Genomic DNA, 16,814 nt, shown 5'->3' with positions numbered 1-16,814 from the left:
CAGTGAGAAAATGCCAGAGCCGTTCCGGAGCCAAAAGCAGTTTTTTGCATACTTTCGTACTTGTTCGGTTAGTTAAAGATGTGTTGCAAGACCATTTAAGATCAGCTGAACTTCTTACCGCCGCGGGTGCAACCGTGGCGGTTTTCTTTTCAGCGATCTGTTTGGCAGGATAGAACCCGCTCATCAATGGATAAGGTCTGCGGAGTAATTATCTATGCAATAAAACTCCCTGGCCGGCATTTGCCCGGCCCTGCTTTTTTCATATGACAGGTGTATGATTGATTCCTTAAGGAAGTACAATGAGCGTTCTGCCTTCGAGACGCATATTCACACCCGACCTTTTCATCACTGCTATCAATCCGTTCAGCGAAACATTCCTGGTCATCTGGCCTTCAAACTCTACACGGGGTCTCTTCCCTTCAAATACAACATCTACATCATACCATCTTTCTATTTGTCTCATTATCTCTTCAATGGTTGCTCCTTCAAAGCTGAAGCGACCGTTCTTCCAGGCCATCACTTTATTGATATCTATCCCCTCTATCAACTGAACATAATCTGACTGGTCAGTGGAAATCTTCGCCTGCTGACCAGGTTTGAGCAGCCTTCCATTTACTTTCACGGCTCCATCCAGTAATGTAGTGTTGAGAGAAGGTTCATTGTTGTAGGCATTCACGTTGAAATCTGTGCCCAGTACCTGTATTTCCGCTTTGCTTCCTGCCTGTACAATGAAAGGCTGGTTAGCTTTTTGTTTTACTTCAAAAAAGGCTTCACCAGAGATTTCCACTTTTCTTTCTTTCCCGATGAAAGCAGTTGGATAACGGATGGAACTAGCAGAGTTCAGCCACACTTGCGTTCCATCGGGCAGGGACATACGAAATTGCCTACCCCTGGGGGTTGTCATGGTATTGTACACTATTTCATGTGCGTGTTCGCCGGAAGGCTTGTATGAAAGTTTACCATCCTGTAGCACCGCAGCGGCTGCGCCCTGCTCTTCTGCAATCACGCCGTTGCCTAAACTATCCAACACAATGGTTGAGCCATCCGCCAGCGTGAGCACAGCTCCATTACTTCCGGCTTTTATTTCCTGCCGGGCTATTGTTGCTTTTTGCTGCTGCTCTTTGTTATTGCTTTGCCACCAGAGGTAAGCGCTAACTCCCATTACTGCGATCACAGACGCCGCTACCAGCCATCGTTTCAAGCGTATATTTCTTACCGGGGTTCCAATTTCCCTGACTGCCAGGATACTTTCTATCACAGGATGCCAGTAAGATTTGTCATAGCTCAGGTCCTGCCCGGTTTGGAGAAATACCTGGTTGATCATTTCCTCCCACTCCTGTTCATCTGTTCTCTTTTCCAGTTCTGCAAACAATTCCTGCACCTCTTCTTCAGAGGCAATTCCATTCGCATATCGCTCCAGCAGGAATTGACAGAATGCTTTCTTTTCCATACAAAGGGATTTTGAGATCCGGTCCATCTATCAGACACGGCCCGGAAAGACTGGTCCTATTCCAAAGGATATTTTTATTTGAAAAGAAGAAAAATAATTACAGGCAGGTGGATACCGTATTTCTTACCGATGAATTCCTGTATGAATTTCAATGAGGATGTCAGTTGATTCTTGACAGTACTTTCAGCAATGCCCAGTTTCTGCGCAATCTCCTGGCGACTCAACCCTTCATACCGGCTCAGCCGGAATACTTCCTGACGTGCAGTGGGCATTAGTTCTACCGCCTCTGCAATAATTGACTTCAGCTCTTTTGTGGAGATCTCATTCAATGCATCAGGCTCTCCTTCCGGGCTGGAATTCCCGGCAGCAGCAGTATAATGGCGATAAGTGGCTTTATCTCTCAATGCATTCAGCGCCAGATTGGACGCAATGCGAAAAAGCCAGGCTCCCGGATTTTCTATTTCCGGTAGTTGCAGCCTGTTCAACCATAATTTCAGGAAAGTGTTTTGTACAATTTCTTCTGCCTCAGCCTGGGACTTGAGCACTTTCAATACACCAGGGAATAATTGAATATTGTATTTGTGAAAAACAGTAGCAAAGGCAGATTCATCGCCTTCTGCGATCTGCGAGAACAGTTCTTTATCACTATGAAGATCGTAGGTATTCAAATGGCTAAATAAACACTGATAAGTGGTAAAATATTTTATACAAGGATAAGTGTTTGAATTTGAGCCGGAGTTTTCTTAATAACAATAATAGGAAATTCTAAGGAATTATGGCTTGTGGTAATTAACTTGGCAAGATGAAATGGATCACACGTGAACGACCAAAAATCGACCGCATCGCCTGTCCCTGGCTGATCCGCCGTTTCATCGACAAAGATGCGGAATTCATCTACGTTCCGTTTGACCAGGTGATTGAGCAAGCAAAAGCCCTCGATGCCATTCCATTTGATGTGCCATCGGTGGAATATTCCCATCACGGAGAAGAATGCACTTTCGATTTTATCATCAGAAAACATAATATTACTGACCCGGCCATATTAACGATGGCGCCCATTGTCCGCGGCGCAGATACAGACCGGCATGACCTCGCCAGCCAGGCATCGGGTCTTTGGGCCATCTCCGCAGGTATGGCTCACATGCACACAGATGATCATGAGCTGCTGGAAAAAGGAATGCTGCTCTACGATGCTCTCTACAACTGGGCCAAATATTTACAAAAAGAAAAACATACACAACATCCTCAGGAGAATCTCTTGCTGGAAGTGTTTGATAAATTCCTGAAAATACGCAGCGGCAAAAAAACGCCGGCATGGGCAAAAGAACTGAAGGAGATGATCCAGGACCATATAGACACCAGCCTGAACCTGAAAGAGCTTTCAAGGGATCTCGATATCAACCCTTCCTATTTGTCCAGAGAATTCTCCCGGCATTTTGACAACCTCAGTTTCGGAGATTATATCCGTACGCAAAGAATAGAAAAAGCGAAAGAATTGATGAATGATCCTGCACTCTCTCTCACACAAATCGCTTACCTGACTGGTTTTTCCGACCAAAGTCATTTTACCCGCATCTTTAAAAAGTATACCGGCAACAGTCCCTCTGAATTCAGGAAAAAAAATGATCAAAAAGGTAAAGGCCGTACAAGAAAGTAATCCCTGTTCTATTCCAGTCTACCGATTCAGTATAGTATTGCAGTTCAACTCAATTGAACAAACTGCAAACAGGAGCCAATGACATTTTCAGAGACTGGTAAACACAAAACGAAAACAGCAACTCATATTCTATTATTGCTGCTTGTATCGCTTACTACTGTAAGAACAAGCGGTCAACAACCTGCCTTTCCAAAGATCACCGGTTATGCCGGCATCCTCCATCCGCTGGTGACTTTCTCCCGGGAAGAGAAGCCGCATTACAATTTCGACGGAGCTTATGTAATTGGAATCCCAACGGGTATCAATATCTGGAAATCTGCAAAGATTGGTTTTTCCATGGAGTTCGTTCCACTTATCCGGGCAGCCAACGGAACCAGTAAGATGAACAATTTCCTGTTTCACCCCGGTGCGCTATTTGGACTGGGAAATGGCTTTACACTCGCTACCAGGGCGGCTTTCGAGACTTCAGGTAGATATGGCCTTACTCCCGTACTCAACAAGATCGTTAAGAAGAACAAAGGCAGTAGTTACTTTATTGCCGTTCCCATTCCTATCAGATTCGGTAATGATCTGCCATCCTCGGTTTCCATCGGATTTCAGTTTGGCATCAGTTTTTAAACTTTATTTTCCCATGAGCGATAAAGCAATCATACCATATTCACTCAAGAGCCTTGTATTGTATTTTCTGAAACTGGGCGCCACAGGCTTTGGAGGTCCGGTGGCCCTGGTAGGCTATATGCACCGGGACCTGGTCGACAAAAGGAAATGGATCTCGGAAGATGATTACCGGGAAGGACTTGCCCTGGCGCAGCTGGCGCCAGGGCCACTCGCTGCTCAACTCGGTATTTATATTGGTTTTGTTCATTATCGCTTATTAGGAGCAACATTAGCAGGACTAGCATTTGTGCTTCCTTCTTTTATCATTGTACTTGCACTCGGCATCGCATACAAATATTATCAGGGCATCAGCTGGATGCAGGCTGTATTCTATGGGGTCGGCGCTGCTGTGATCGGCATCATTGCTGTAAGCGCCTGGAAGCTCACCAAAAAGTCAACTGGTAAAGATCCATACCGCTGGTTCATTTACCTGGTGGCAGCCATCACCACCATTATCACAGAAAATGAAAATGTGTTACTTTTCATTGCCGCAGGTATTTTTTATTGGTTGGTGAAATCCGCAGGCAGCCTGAAAAAAAAGGCAGGCGCTTCTGCTCAGTTTTTCATTCCTGTATTACTGCAAATCGATACTGGCACAACACAGGCAGGAAAACTACAAGACATCTTCCTGTTCTTCATCAAAGCAGGAGCCTTTGTTTTTGGCAGTGGCCTGGCAATCGTTCCATTCCTGTATGGCGGCGTGGTAAAAGAATATGGCTGGTTGAACGAACAGGAATTCATGGACGCGGTAGCCGTAGCCATGATCACTCCGGGTCCTGTAGTGATCACTGTTGGTTTTATCGGTTACCTGACCGCAGGCTTCTCCGGTGCATCTGTTGCAGCCTTTGCAACTTTCTTCCCCTGTTATCTTTTCACTGTGATACCTGCTCCCTATTTCAAAAAGTATGGAAAGCGTCCGGGCATCAAAGCTTTTGTGGATGGGATCACGGCCGCAGCCATCGGGGCCATTGCCGGAGCCGTGATCGTTCTGGGCAAACGAAGCATCAGCGATTTACCTACCATCCTTATCTGCGCAATCACTATTGCAATTCTTGTTCTCAGTAAAAAGATAACTGAGCAGATCATCATACTGGCCGCTGCTTTGGCCGGGCTGATCATCAAGATCATTCAGCCCTCTTAACTTTTACATAATACTACCTGCTTACTTTAGCGGCCGTTATATGACAAAGAGCATCCAAAGCGGTATTACATTATGGGAATTGATCAGGCAGGGCGACCGTAATGCCTTTGACAGTATATACCATCAATATGTTTCCCAGTTGTTTGCCCTGGCTTATAAGCATATTCCCAACCGCACCGATGCCGAAGACATTGTTCAGGAAGTTTTCATCGATATATGGGAAAAAAGAAACGAGATCATCATTCATTCTTCTCTTTTCAATTACCTCTACAGTTCTACACGCTACAAGGTCCTTCGCTTTATAAAAGCAAACAACACACGTCCGGAAAGCCTCTGCTTATTCCAGGAATTACTCCAGCAATACTCGATTCCGGAAGAACACAGTGATGCCAAACTTCGCTCCATCGATAGTTTTGTAAGCTCTGCCATTACAGGACTTCCTGAACAAATGAAAAAAGTTTACCTGCTGAATACTGAAGAAGGCATGAGCGTTACAGCCATCGCCGATCACCTTCAAATTGCTCCGCAAACAGTACGGAACCATCTTTCGAAAGTGCGTAAACGTTTGTACGATGTAGTGTCCAGGCTCGCATCCCTCCTGTTTTCATTGTGTATTATTTCACTTTTCCTGTTCGCTGTGTTACCAAATCATTAACCCGGATTTTTCCGGTAGTTGATGTTTGCAAATAGTACTCTATTCTATTGTATGCAAACAGAACAACATTTCAGGGAATTGCTGGATAAATATCTCTCCGGCACCTGCAGCCCGCAGGAAAAAGCAATCATAGAGGAATGGTTCGGGAAAGGTGGAAATACAGGCAAAACTGACCTGAAGCTGGATCATGAACAGCGCGCCGGGCTACTTGACCGCATCCATGGCGTACAGGACGGGCAGGCGTTTCTGGAAAACAAGACAGGAAAAAGCAAACTGCGCATAATGCTCACCGGTTGGAGAGCCGCAGCCGTATGGTCTGCAATTCTTATCTCCGCCGGCATTGTCACCTGGAAATCCGGCATTCTCAAACCCTTGCTCACCAGCAATGAATTGCAGATCGCCTACCGGCTCATTCAGACAGGAAAAGGAGAAGTGAAACATTTCCTGTTACCAGACGGTTCGGAAATCACACTGAACGCCAACTCCAGGCTTGAGTACCACCCCGATTTCCCGCAACACCGCCAGATCCGGCTTCACGGAGAAGCGCTCTTTTCAGTTGCGCACGATAAAGCCCATCCTTTCAGCATAAGTACAAGTGATAGTCTTGCCACCACCGTACTTGGCACCAGGTTCAATATCCAGAGCTATGATAAAAGCCAGGAAACCCGCATCACAGTTGTATCGGGAATTGTAGCGGTGAACCGGGGGAGGCAGTCGCTGGATACACTTACACGATCCCAGGCTATCCGTTATCAAAGAACAGCAAAGTCATTTACCATCTCGCATGATGTGAATACAGAAAGTGCAACAGGCTGGATCAAAGGTGAATGGGATTATGAGAATCTCCGGTTCAATGACCTGGCTATCTTACTGCAAAATCATTTTGGCATTATACTGAGCAGCAGGCTGAATACGGACCTCCTGCAAACCGGAGTGAGCGTCAACTTCAACAGGAAACAATCTGCGAAAGATATTCTGGGTGTATTCTGTTCATTCGCAGGATGCAGTTTCCGCGAGACCAGCCCCAACTCAATCGAGCTCCATTGACATCCCATAAAAGCAAAAGCCCTGCTACGAACAGGGCCCCTGCTATTTTTTTCATTGTAAAAAACAACAAAAAAGCAAAAGCAAATTTATGTTACCTAAACGGTTGAAGCAACAACTCAGGCGATTATTTACCCTGACCCTACTGATTCTTACCCTGCTCCCTGGCATAGCACAGTCGCCGGATGCCCGGTATAGCATCCGGTTTGAAGCAGGCAGCCTGGAACAGGCGCTCATCAAATTAAGAAAAGCTACAGGCTCCAGTATTGCCTTTACTCAGGAAGAGGTACAAGGCATTTCCATTCCGGCATCAACGCACAACAATAAAACCGTAGAGCAGATCCTGAATCACCTTGTTACCCGTTCCGGTTTTATGATCGAGAAAAGAGGTGTTGCCTGGTTTGTAAAAAAAGGAAATGATAAACCTGCTGCAACTTCAAATCCCAGGAAAGAACCAGGCCGTGTCAGTGGTAAATTGTTGGATGAAGAAACCGGATTGCCAATTTCGGATGTAACTATCCGTATCGGCAACAAAGGCACTACCAGCCTTGCAGATGGCAGCTTCAGCATCACCCTCGCTCCCGGAAAATATGAAGCCGAGATCTCTTCCATAGGTTATGGAAAGAAGATCATATCGGATATCGAGCTGAAAGAAAATGGACAACTGGAACTGAACATCACTTTGAAAAGAGAAAAGAATACACTGGAAGGTGTTACGGTAAGATCTACTGTCCGCCGCGAAAGCATCGCTGCACTCTATACCCGCCAGAAAAATGAAGCAGGCATTTCCAACGGTATCAGCCGTGAACAGATCTCCGCGCTTCCCGACAAGAATATCGGCGAAACCCTGAAACGGATCTCAGGCGTAAGCACTACAGACAACAGGCGTGTTGTGGTACGCGGAATTGCCGAGCGCTACAACCTGGCCATGATGGATGGCGCTACGCTCCCAAGTACAGATGTACAGGTTCGCGACTTTGAATTTGACATCATTCCCAGTAATATGGTGGACAATGTGATCGTTTCAAAAACAGCAACACCGGATATGAGCTTCGGTTTTGGCGGCGGCCTGGTGCAGATCAATACCATGGGCATTCCCAACAAAAATTTCACCACCTTCAGCGCTGGTACCAAATATGTACAAGGCAGCACGGGAAAAGATTTCCTGGGATACGGCCGTGGGAAACACGACTATCTGGGATTTGATGATGGAGGCAGGGACCATTTTCCAAAAGATGTGATCATTTTCACAGGATTGAATTATAAACCCACTGATCCTTACAATTACCAGCCGCCTGCGGGAGTTGAAAAAACCACAGTGGAAATGATCGCTGCGCAGAACAAAAGAATTGGTGGACTGGAAAGATTGGGCACACGCATTTACAGTGCAGCCCCCGGTCAGAACTATCAGTTCAGTCTCGGCCGCAGCTATGACTTTGCTAAGAATCGTATCGGTTTTGTGGGTTCACTGAGTTATCGTAACGAGCAGAGCATCGATGACTTCATTCAATTTGAACGGGGCGAATTCAATAAGATGAATTCGAATAAGTATGATGCAGCAACCGGCGAGGAAATAAAACCAAACCAGGCAAAGCAATACAACTTCACCACCACCTGGGGCGCACTCCTCAATTTCGGATGGAGCAATAAGAACCATAAGATCGTTGCCCGTAATTTCTACTCGAGGGTATTTGCCAACCAGTTCTTCCGTACAGTAGGATGGGGCCAGGACCTTGGCTTTGGAGAGGATCCAGCCATACGCGAATATGATCGCCCGAAATTCATTGACCTTTTGCAAAACAGGATCAGCGCGGAACATACAGCAGGTAAATTCAAAATCGACTGGAGCGTGGCACGCAACAAAGTAACCAACCTGGAACAGGATGCTACAGAAGCCTGGTTGTCGCCTCAGGAAACCGTAAATGGAAAATTGTACAACTATGCCCCCGGTGGCACCACCAACCCTGGCGTTGGTTCACTGAACAGGTCTGAATACAAATATGAAGAGAGCAACTGGATGGCTGATGCTGCTTTGAGTTATAAGATCAGGATCGGAAAACTGGACCAGATAATCAAAGCCGGCTATCAGTTTCTTGAAAAAAAGGGGAATTATCACTGGAACATTTTACCCATTGGAGTTACACAGGGAATCGGCTCAACCGTGATCCACCGACCGATCCAGCAATGGAGCATGGACTTCAGGGATCCTTTGAACGATCCTTATTATTATCCTGCCGATTTCAGCAACAACAATTACGAAGGAAGGAACAATAACCAGGCAATGTTTGCCATGATGGATAACCGCTTCACCAGTTGGCTGCGCCTGGTATGGGGCTTCAGGGCAGAATATTACAAGTACGAAAAAATAAAAGACGCAGCAGCAGAAAGAGCCGCGCTCAATGTAATAGCGGATCTCGACAAGCAAAAATATGTAGACCCGGAAACCGGCAAACTGGTACACAGGACCATCGATGCCAGTGCAGAAGAAAAAAAATGGCAGCACCTGCCTTCAGCCAGTCTTACCATCACCCCGCTGAAAAATTTCAATATCCGCGCATCATATGCACAATCCGCTATCAGGCCCTCGTTGATCGAGAACTCCAGCTTTGCTCGTTTCAACTATCTGTATGGTCGTCTGCAACGCAATACAGGCGTGGTATCTACCATCATCACCCATTACGACTTCAGAATGGAATGGTACCCTGGCGCCGGTGAAGTGATCTCCGCCGGTTATTTCAGGAAGCATTTTAAGAACCCGGTAGAAATGTATATGGATATTACCACTACCAATGGGCAGATTGAACTGCTTACCGCCAACTCGGACTATGCAGATGTTGATGGACTGGAATTCGACCTCCGCAAGAACCTCGCCTTTATCAGCAAAAGGGTGAAGTTCCTGGAAGATTTCTGGCTCAGCAGTAACCTCACGCTGCAACGTTCGGAAGTACAGGCCAGCGGCTTTCGCTACTCAAGCATAGGCGCCGGAGAAGATCATAACGGCGTAAAATATTCCTTTCGTCATAAAACCCTGCTGAAAGAAAAGCGCCCCCTGTATGGACAGGTACCCGTACTGTACAATATCGGTCTGCAATATACCGGGGAAAGGGTGGGCGCTAATATTGCGTTCAACCATGCAGGTTATAAGACACTTACTGTTGGCATGCTTCCCCAATATTCAGAATACGAACGCCCCCGCAATCAACTGGATGCACAACTCAGCTACAAGTTCACAAAAAGCAAAAAAATAGAAGCTAAGCTCAACATGAGCAATCTGCTCAACAGCCCATTCCGCTTTTTCATCAACTCACAGGAGACCTATAAAGTAAAACCGGGATCAAACAGCATGACTATGAAAGAGTGGTCCGATGTATATGAGTGGAAGTTCGGATTCTCCGATAAATATGAAGAAGGTTATTATGAAACCGATCCTGACGGAAAAACGAAAAGACGGATCGGCGACATCAATACACTCACCCGCAAGGTAGGCAGCTCCTTCAGCCTGACTGTAACCTGGCATCTCTAATACGGTATTTGATAAACAAAAAAATAATGAAAAAACATACAACCCAGATCACCGGCTTGTGGATAGCAATCCTATTGCTGGCAGCCTGCAATAAAGGTGAAAACAATTTCTTCTACAAAGAAGAATTATTTCCTGTTGCCTTCAAGGGTTACAACGGCAGCAATGAGCGGCTGATCATTAAGCTGGACACTTTCACTTCTCCGCTAATGTTATCCGCCAATACTTCCTTCAACAGCAGCACTTCCTTTTCATTTTACGGAAACCAGAAAACGGTAAAACTGAGCGTTACCGAAGAAAATACAGGTAAATCGGTACTGGAAAAGGAACTGAAAAAAGAGGACGGGCAAGCTATATTTAGTTTCTTTTACCTGGATGGCAGAATTGGCGACATGCCGGAGAAAGCCGCAATAGAAGCAGAAAAGATCAGGATCATCTATATGTTCATCCCTTCGGTGACTCAATACAGTGAACCCGTAGATATTGTTTTCGGAAAGTATTATGTTACCCCCCAGGTATTTGAGGAGAAGGCAAGGCTCAACAATCTCAAGCCTTATGAATTCAGCGAACCTGCCACAATCCCAACATTCTCCGTTGCCAGGCAGGAGTATAATGGCGTGATGACTTCCGCTCTATTCTCTGTGCGCATATACAAGACCGGTACCAATATACCCTATATCGATGGTACAGAATACACCTGGAATGCACTGAACTCAACCGCTCCAAAGCCGGCGTCCTCCAACGCATCTTCCAAACTATATATTTTCTCAGAGCAACCTGTCGGAAATGCCATGAGATTCTTTACCAGATTTGAACAATAATATCAACACATGAAACAGATAGTATCAGTCATAAAAAAATGGGAACTGTTTGTTCTTTTGCTGACCGGGCTTACCGCCTGCAACAAAGAAACAGATGTAACAAAGGCCGTAAGTATCGAGATCAAAGGTTTTAATATCGGCAATGCTGAACTGCAGATCTCGGTAGACACATTGGTCTATCGCAACTTCCAGGTAGCGCCCAACCAGGAACTGAATTTCGGAAAGGTCTTCACCTACCCTTCCTCAACAAATGAAGTAGCGCTGAAAATAAAAGATCTTACATCAGGGAAAGAACTATACACGCAACAACTGAAGTTGAACAATCCCGATATGGAGCGATTCTTTCAATTTGTGCTCATCGATGGAAACCAGTTGGAATTGCAGGCCCCGGCCGCCGATCCCGCTACCAACAAAATAGGTTTCTATATCCATTATCCGCAGAGCAGCGATCCTATCGACATTATCATGAAAAACACTGAAGGGCAAATGGTATATTTAGCGCAGAACGTGCAGCCGTCTACCTGGGTATATTCAGACTATCTTACCCAGGCCGGTTTTGAGAATCCAAATACGAACTATACTTTGAATTTCACCAAAGCAGGTACTACAGATGCATGGGCCTTCAACGACAATGAATATATGAGCCAGAGCTCTGAAGACGCTATGTTCCTGCCTCAGCAAGGACAAAAAGGGCGGGTATGTTCTTACTTCGTAACCCCTGGAACTGTAGATCTGAGAGTGGTAAGGTTGTTCCAACCGCAGAAGTAGATATACCATCGCATAATTATCAAAAAGGGGACAGGTTCCCCTTTTTTTATTTTGCGGATAAAATATTAATCGTAATATTGCGATCATATATGGGACTTACAAAATCAGAAATATTCACAGAAAAGCAGAACAAGCTGGCTTCCATGATGAAAGCCCTTGCTCACCCGGCCCGGATCGCCATCATCCAGTACCTGGTGAAGGCGCAGGCCTGCATCTGCGGAGACCTGGTGGAAGAATTGGGACTGGCGCAGGCAACCATCTCACAACATTTGAAAGAGCTTAAAAATGCGGGACTGATCCAGGGAACCATCGAAGGCACCAGCGTTTGCTATTGTATCGATCCAAAAGTCTGGAACCAGTACAGGGCCGCATTCGATACTTTCTTTGTAGCATATGATAACAAGAAAGGTTGTTGCTGACCTTTTTTTTGCTTTTATATATCGCAATATTGCAATAAAACGATTAAAATATTCAGAGATGCAAACTCCTGAACAATTGAAAGACCTGGTAAAACAGAAATATGCAGAGATTGCCGGACAATCGAAATCGCAGAACAGCTCAAGCTGTTGCGGCGCTACCAGCTCCTGTTGTGGCGATGAGGTTTACAATATCATGTCGGAAGACTATACCCAACTGGAAGGCTACAATGCAGATGCGGACCTGGGTCTGGGCTGCGGCCTGCCTACCGAATATGCACACATGAAGGAAGGCGATACGGTAATAGACCTGGGAAGCGGCGCAGGAAATGATTGTTTCATCGCCCGGAAAATAGTTGGTCCTTCCGGAAAAGTGATTGGCGTAGACTTCACGCCGGCAATGATTGCGAAAGCAAGGGAAAATGCAGAGAAGCTGCAATTTCACAATGTAGAGTTCAGGCAGGGTGATATAGAGGATTTGCCGGTTACCTCCAATATGGCCGATGTTATTGTCAGCAACTGTGTGTTGAATCTGGTACCGAACAAACATAAAGTATTCAGCGAAGTATATCGCGCACTCAAACCCAATGGCCATTTTTCCATTTCAGATATTGTATTGAAAGGAGAACTGGCACCATCCTGGAAACAAGTGGCAGAGCTGTACGCCGGCTGTGTAAGCGGCGCTATTCAGCAGGAAGAGTACATGGGCATTATAAAAGAAGCCGGGTTCTCTGATATCATTATCCAAAAAGAAAAAGAGATACTGCTTCCTGATGATATCCTGAAACAATATCTCACTGAAGATGATATTGCTGCTTTCAAAGCCAGCCAGAACAAGATCGTCAGTATCACAGTATTTGCAAAAAAACCAGCAAAGGACGAAAGAGGCTGCTGCGAACCAGGCAGTGGTTGCTGCTAATCCAATATTCTATCAACTATGTTATCAAACAACTGCAATCCTGCAGACAGGAAACGACTTTCGTTCACCGACAGATATCTGACCCTCTGGATATTCCTGGCAATGGCAGCAGGTATAGTGCTGGGCTACTTTTTCCCGGGCTCAACGGATCTTATTCAATCGTTTTCCGCCGGTACAACCAATATTCCTTTGGCAGTTGGATTGGTCCTTATGATGTATCCGCCACTGGCAAAAGTGAAATACGGGAATATGAGGGAAGTATTCAGGAATACCCGGGTACTGACCGCTTCGCTGGTCCTGAACTGGATCATCGGGCCTGTGTTGATGTTCCTGCTGGCCATCCTTTTCCTGAAAGGTTATCCTGAATACATGACCGGCCTGATCATGATCGGGCTGGCGCGTTGTATTGCGATGGTGATCGTTTGGAATGAGCTCGCTGAAGGTAACAGGGAATATGCTGCCGGCCTCGTTGCACTCAACAGTATTTTCCAGGTTCTCCTGTACAGTGTTTATGCATACTTGTTCCTGACCGTTCTTCCGCCTTTATTTGGTTTGAAAGGAACAGTGTTGCAGGTAAGCATGGGCCAGATCGCTGAAAGCGTTGTGATTTACCTGGGCATTCCGTTTGTTGCCGGTTTTTTGTCGAGATATTTTTTGGTAAGACTGAAAGGAGAAGCCTGGTACCAAAACAAGTTTCTTCCTGCCATCTCTCCCATTACGCTGATCGCTCTTCTTTTCACCATCATTGTCATGTTCAGTCTGAAAGGACAACTGATTGTACAGATCCCCGGGGATGTATTAAGGATCGCGGTTCCGCTCCTGGTCTATTTCATCATCATGTTCATCGTCAGCTTCTTTGCAGGAAAATATATGGGAGCCGATTACTCGCAAAATGCTGCCATCTCTTTCACTGCGGCAGGCAACAATTTTGAACTGGCGATCGCAGTAGCGATCGGAGTTTTCGGGATCAACAGCGGACAGGCCTTTGTTGGTGTGATCGGACCACTGGTGGAAGTACCGGCACTGATAGCGCTGGTGAATGTTGCGTTCTGGTTCCGCAAAAGATGGTATGCCAATAAAAACACAATTACAACATAACAATTCAATCACTCATGAAAAAAGTTTTGGTGCTCTGCACAGGAAATAGCTGTCGCAGTCAGATAGCCGAAGGATACCTGAAACATTTTGCAGGGAATAAGGCAGCCATCTACAGCGCCGGCGTGGAAACACATGGCGTAAATCCCAGGGCCACTGCAGTGATGGCAGAAGACGGTATCGATATTTCAGATCATACCTCCAACAATGTCACCGAGTATGCAGGCATCAACTTCGATTATGTGATCACCGTTTGTGATAATGCTAAAGAAAGGTGTCCGTTCTTCCCGGGCAATGCTCAGAAGTTTCATCATAATTTTCCTGATCCGGCAAAGGCAACAGGAACGGAAGAAGAAATAATGAAGGAGTTTGCGCGGGTACGGGAGCTGATCAAAGAATATTGCAGGGACTTTGTTGTAAATCATCTTTAATAGAAAGGCCCGCTGCAACGCGGGCCTTTCTGGATCTATTTCTAAATGCATAATTATTCCGGAACTGTCTATTATTTTAAACAAGTTCTTACTCGCCAAACAACTCGTTCAATTTCACCAGCAGATCATCTCCCCTTAAATTCTTTGCCAGGATCACACCATCAGGGCCAACCAAAACACTTTGCGGAATGCCTTTGATACCGTATAGTTTCGCCACTTCATTATCCCTGCCTTTCAGATCACATACCTGCTGCCAGGGCAGTCCATCTTTCTTTATAGCTTCGAGCCATTTCTCTTTTCCTTTCTCATCATCCAGGGAAACGCTCAATAAGGTGAAGCCTTTATCCTTATACTTGTTAAATGCTTTGATCAGCATCGGATGCTCTAATCTGCACCAGCCGCACCAGCTCGCCCAGAAATCGATCATCACATATTTACCGCGGAAAGACTCCAATGAAACCTGTTTACCATTTGGATCAGCCTGTTTAAAATCCAGCGCTGGTTTTCCGATCCAGGTATTCTTTGCAATAGCCAGTCTTCTCCTGATATCCGCCACAGCATCGGAGCTTGTGAATGCAGGGCTCAATGCATTCAGCATAGGCTCCAGCACATCAGGGTTGATGATGAATGAATTCGCTTCCATAAGTTCATAACTGAAATGGGATTCAGGAAAACGGGAAACAAATTCCACCTGCTTACTGTTACTCTCTCTGTTCAAAGCTGCAATCTCCTTGGTGATCGACAGAACAGAATCTTCATTTTCCCGGTTGTTATATTTCCTCCGCATCAGCTGATCACGCTTATTATCCAGGGACTCCATCGATTTCGTGTACAGTTGGTGTTCCAGCTCAGTAGGGCCTCCGTACACAATGGCGCCGGAGAGTGAATTCATACTGGTCAATTGAATACTGGCTGGCTCAAGGTAGAAGTCGATGCTATTGTTCCTGTCAGACCAGATCATAGCCCGGCGTGGTTCACCAACAAATCCCTTGAATTCAAAACGACCATCCTTCATCACAGTTGAATCTGAATGCTGTCCAGATCGCAGGTAGATCTTTTTGGATTCCTTTTCTCCCGCCAGAAAACCTTTGATGGTAAATGGGGCAGCAGCCCTGCCCAATAATTCTGACAGCTTCTTCTGCAAATCCTCACCACGTAAGTTCTTAGCGATGATCTTTCCATTGGGATCGATCAGGAAATTGGAAGGCACTGCTTTTACATCATACATCATTGCCACTTCATTATTCCAGTATTTGAGATCAGATACCTGCGGCCATTCCAGTCCATCTTTTTTGATAGCAGTCAGCCATGCATCCTTTTTACCCGGCGCATCGAGAGAAACTCCCAGTATGGTGAAGTTCTTATCCTTATATTGGTTATAGGCCCTTACATAGTTGGGGTTTTCTGCACGGCAGGGGCCGCACCAGCTTGCCCAGAAATCAAGCAGCACATATTTACCGCGGAAATCAGAGAGCTTAACGGGTTGATCACTGGGATCATTCTGAGTAAAATCAGGAGCTTCCGCACCAATGCCAGTGCGGCTGGCGGCGATTATCCGCATACCCAATTCTTTTCCTTCCACTGAATTCCGGGTGCCCGCGGCAAGCATCTTGTACAAAGATTCCACCCTGACTACATCTATGTTTGATCCCGCCACGGATTGCAACGCTTCCAGACTACAATAATAGCCGGGATGGGTTTTGATCCATTGTTCCTGCAGGTCTTTCAGCCAGGTTACACCTTTGCGCATAGCAGCATTGAATTCTTTCTGTTTATTGGTGTCTGCACGATGCAGATCGCCTCCGGTCATCCAAACATAATTGGCATCTTCCAGCATGTTGATGGGGCCTGAGATGAACTGGTTGTATTCCATCAGTTCCCTGTTCATTTTGGAACCAGTGATCACGGCATTCCTGACAAAATCCTTTGCCTTGATATGGATCGTTCCTTTCTCCAGGTAGAACCTCAGCAGGTCTGGCCGTTGTCCGTTCGAATATCCATACCCTTTAGCATCCAGGCTGAGCTGGGCATTCAGGGGATAAGGAATATTCATTCGGAAGCTGGCTTTGCCATTTTGAATACTGGGCGAATCCACAAAAGATTTTTCTCCTATCTTATAAACGAGGTAAGCTTTCTTTGCTTTTACAGTATCGATTTCCAGATTTACTACACAAAGAGCTTGCTGCGCATTGCTTATCAAGGGTAGCAAAGCGAATGCGATGAACGTTATTTTTTTCATG

The 16,814-nt window shown here is 45.8% G+C and carries 15 protein-coding genes; 12 read left to right on the top strand and 3 right to left on the bottom strand.

All coding sequences use genetic code 11. The features are described 5' to 3' along the window. Positions 1 to 286 precede the first annotated feature (286 nt). Together FSB84_RS10520 and FSB84_RS10515 are read right to left on the bottom strand one after the other, a co-directional pair. A complete protein-coding gene (locus FSB84_RS10520) occupies positions 287 to 1,450 on the bottom strand; it encodes a FecR family protein (RefSeq protein ID WP_158643837.1) in 1,164 nt (387 codons plus the stop codon). Between the two features lie 74 nt (positions 1,451 to 1,524). Then, positions 1,525 to 2,118 carry an RNA polymerase sigma factor gene (locus tag FSB84_RS10515; RefSeq protein WP_158643836.1) on the bottom strand — a complete coding sequence of 198 codons (594 nt, stop codon included), beginning with the start codon at positions 2,116 to 2,118 and terminating at the stop codon, positions 1,525 to 1,527. Positions 2,119 to 2,252: 134 nt separating this feature from the next. Between FSB84_RS10515 and FSB84_RS10510 the strand changes: the two genes are divergently transcribed. The 12 genes from FSB84_RS10510 to FSB84_RS10455 all read left to right on the top strand — a co-directional run bounded on the left by FSB84_RS10510 (position 2,253) and on the right by FSB84_RS10455 (position 14,574). Continuing rightward, positions 2,253 to 3,107 (top strand): chromate resistance protein ChrB domain-containing protein, encoded by an 855-nt coding sequence (locus FSB84_RS10510; protein WP_130541600.1) that lies wholly within the window; start codon positions 2,253 to 2,255, stop codon positions 3,105 to 3,107. Positions 3,108 to 3,185: 78 nt separating this feature from the next. Continuing rightward, the gene (locus FSB84_RS10505; RefSeq protein ID WP_130541601.1) at positions 3,186 to 3,725 is read left to right on the top strand and encodes a hypothetical protein; all 540 of its coding nucleotides are present in this window, start codon (positions 3,186 to 3,188) and stop codon (positions 3,723 to 3,725) included. 13 nt (positions 3,726 to 3,738) lie between these two features. Beyond that, positions 3,739 to 4,905, top strand: a complete 1,167-nt coding sequence (locus FSB84_RS10500) for a chromate transporter (RefSeq protein ID WP_130541602.1) — start codon at positions 3,739 to 3,741, stop codon at positions 4,903 to 4,905. 40 nt (positions 4,906 to 4,945) lie between these two features. Continuing rightward, complete coding sequence (locus FSB84_RS10495) at positions 4,946 to 5,560, top strand: RNA polymerase sigma factor (protein WP_130541603.1); 615 nt, start codon at positions 4,946 to 4,948, stop codon at positions 5,558 to 5,560. A 51-nt stretch (positions 5,561 to 5,611) separates the two neighbouring features. Continuing rightward, positions 5,612 to 6,607, top strand: a complete 996-nt coding sequence (locus tag FSB84_RS10490; RefSeq protein ID WP_158643835.1) for a FecR family protein — start codon at positions 5,612 to 5,614, stop codon at positions 6,605 to 6,607. A gap of 88 nt (positions 6,608 to 6,695) precedes the next feature. Beyond that, positions 6,696 to 10,127 carry a TonB-dependent receptor gene (locus FSB84_RS10485; protein WP_130541605.1) on the top strand — a complete coding sequence of 1,144 codons (3,432 nt, stop codon included), beginning with the start codon at positions 6,696 to 6,698 and terminating at the stop codon, positions 10,125 to 10,127. Between the two features lie 26 nt (positions 10,128 to 10,153). After that, positions 10,154 to 10,945, top strand: coding sequence for a hypothetical protein (locus FSB84_RS10480; protein ID WP_130541606.1), 792 nt, complete (start codon positions 10,154 to 10,156; stop codon positions 10,943 to 10,945). A 9-nt stretch (positions 10,946 to 10,954) separates the two neighbouring features. Then, a complete protein-coding gene (locus tag FSB84_RS10475; protein ID WP_130541607.1) occupies positions 10,955 to 11,713 on the top strand; it encodes a hypothetical protein in 759 nt (252 codons plus the stop codon). 89 nt (positions 11,714 to 11,802) lie between these two features. Next, on the top strand, positions 11,803 to 12,132 hold the full coding sequence (locus FSB84_RS10470; RefSeq protein ID WP_130541608.1) for an ArsR/SmtB family transcription factor: 330 nt from the start codon (positions 11,803 to 11,805) through the stop codon (positions 12,130 to 12,132). A gap of 58 nt (positions 12,133 to 12,190) precedes the next feature. After that, complete coding sequence (locus tag FSB84_RS10465; protein WP_130541609.1) at positions 12,191 to 13,048, top strand: arsenite methyltransferase; 858 nt, start codon at positions 12,191 to 12,193, stop codon at positions 13,046 to 13,048. An 18-nt stretch (positions 13,049 to 13,066) separates the two neighbouring features. Continuing rightward, the gene (arsB, locus tag FSB84_RS10460; RefSeq protein ID WP_130541610.1) at positions 13,067 to 14,146 is read left to right on the top strand and encodes an ACR3 family arsenite efflux transporter; all 1,080 of its coding nucleotides are present in this window, start codon (positions 13,067 to 13,069) and stop codon (positions 14,144 to 14,146) included. Between the two features lie 14 nt (positions 14,147 to 14,160). Then, on the top strand, positions 14,161 to 14,574 hold the full coding sequence (locus tag FSB84_RS10455) for an arsenate reductase ArsC (protein ID WP_130541611.1): 414 nt from the start codon (positions 14,161 to 14,163) through the stop codon (positions 14,572 to 14,574). 88 nt (positions 14,575 to 14,662) lie between these two features. On the opposite strand, the gene FSB84_RS10450 is transcribed toward FSB84_RS10455, so the two are convergent. Then, positions 14,663 to 16,813, bottom strand: coding sequence for a redoxin domain-containing protein (locus FSB84_RS10450; protein WP_130541612.1), 2,151 nt, complete (start codon positions 16,811 to 16,813; stop codon positions 14,663 to 14,665). Between the last annotated feature and the right edge of the window lies 1 nt (position 16,814).

This window comes from Pseudobacter ginsenosidimutans (assembly GCF_007970185.1).
Lineage (GTDB): Bacteria > Bacteroidota > Bacteroidia > Chitinophagales > Chitinophagaceae > Pseudobacter > Pseudobacter ginsenosidimutans.
Note: the sequence above shows the minus strand (reverse complement) of the source record. Positions and strands in the feature narration are given on the sequence as shown.

Bases quoted from the DNA above. Each gene is read 5' to 3' on its own strand.
- FSB84_RS10500 (WP_130541602.1), top strand. From the start codon at position 3,739: ATGAGCGATAAAGCAATCATACCATATTCACTCAAGAGCCTTGTATTG.
- FSB84_RS10495 (WP_130541603.1), top strand. From the start codon at position 4,946: ATGACAAAGAGCATCCAAAGCGGTATTACATTATGGGAATTGATCAGG.
- FSB84_RS10485 (WP_130541605.1), top strand. From the start codon at position 6,696: ATGTTACCTAAACGGTTGAAGCAACAACTCAGGCGATTATTTACCCTG.
- FSB84_RS10490 (WP_158643835.1), top strand. From the start codon at position 5,612: ATGCAAACAGAACAACATTTCAGGGAATTGCTGGATAAATATCTCTCC.
- FSB84_RS10520 (WP_158643837.1), bottom strand. From the start codon at position 1,450: ATGGAAAAGAAAGCATTCTGTCAATTCCTGCTGGAGCGATATGCGAAT.
- FSB84_RS10505 (WP_130541601.1), top strand. From the start codon at position 3,186: ATGACATTTTCAGAGACTGGTAAACACAAAACGAAAACAGCAACTCAT.
- FSB84_RS10465 (WP_130541609.1), top strand. From the start codon at position 12,191: ATGCAAACTCCTGAACAATTGAAAGACCTGGTAAAACAGAAATATGCA.
- FSB84_RS10480 (WP_130541606.1), top strand. From the start codon at position 10,154: ATGAAAAAACATACAACCCAGATCACCGGCTTGTGGATAGCAATCCTA.
- FSB84_RS10470 (WP_130541608.1), top strand. From the start codon at position 11,803: ATGGGACTTACAAAATCAGAAATATTCACAGAAAAGCAGAACAAGCTG.
- FSB84_RS10475 (WP_130541607.1), top strand. From the start codon at position 10,955: ATGAAACAGATAGTATCAGTCATAAAAAAATGGGAACTGTTTGTTCTT.
- arsB (WP_130541610.1), top strand. From the start codon at position 13,067: ATGTTATCAAACAACTGCAATCCTGCAGACAGGAAACGACTTTCGTTC.
- FSB84_RS10455 (WP_130541611.1), top strand. From the start codon at position 14,161: ATGAAAAAAGTTTTGGTGCTCTGCACAGGAAATAGCTGTCGCAGTCAG.
- FSB84_RS10510 (WP_130541600.1), top strand. From the start codon at position 2,253: ATGAAATGGATCACACGTGAACGACCAAAAATCGACCGCATCGCCTGT.
- FSB84_RS10450 (WP_130541612.1), bottom strand. From the start codon at position 16,813: ATGAAAAAAATAACGTTCATCGCATTCGCTTTGCTACCCTTGATAAGC.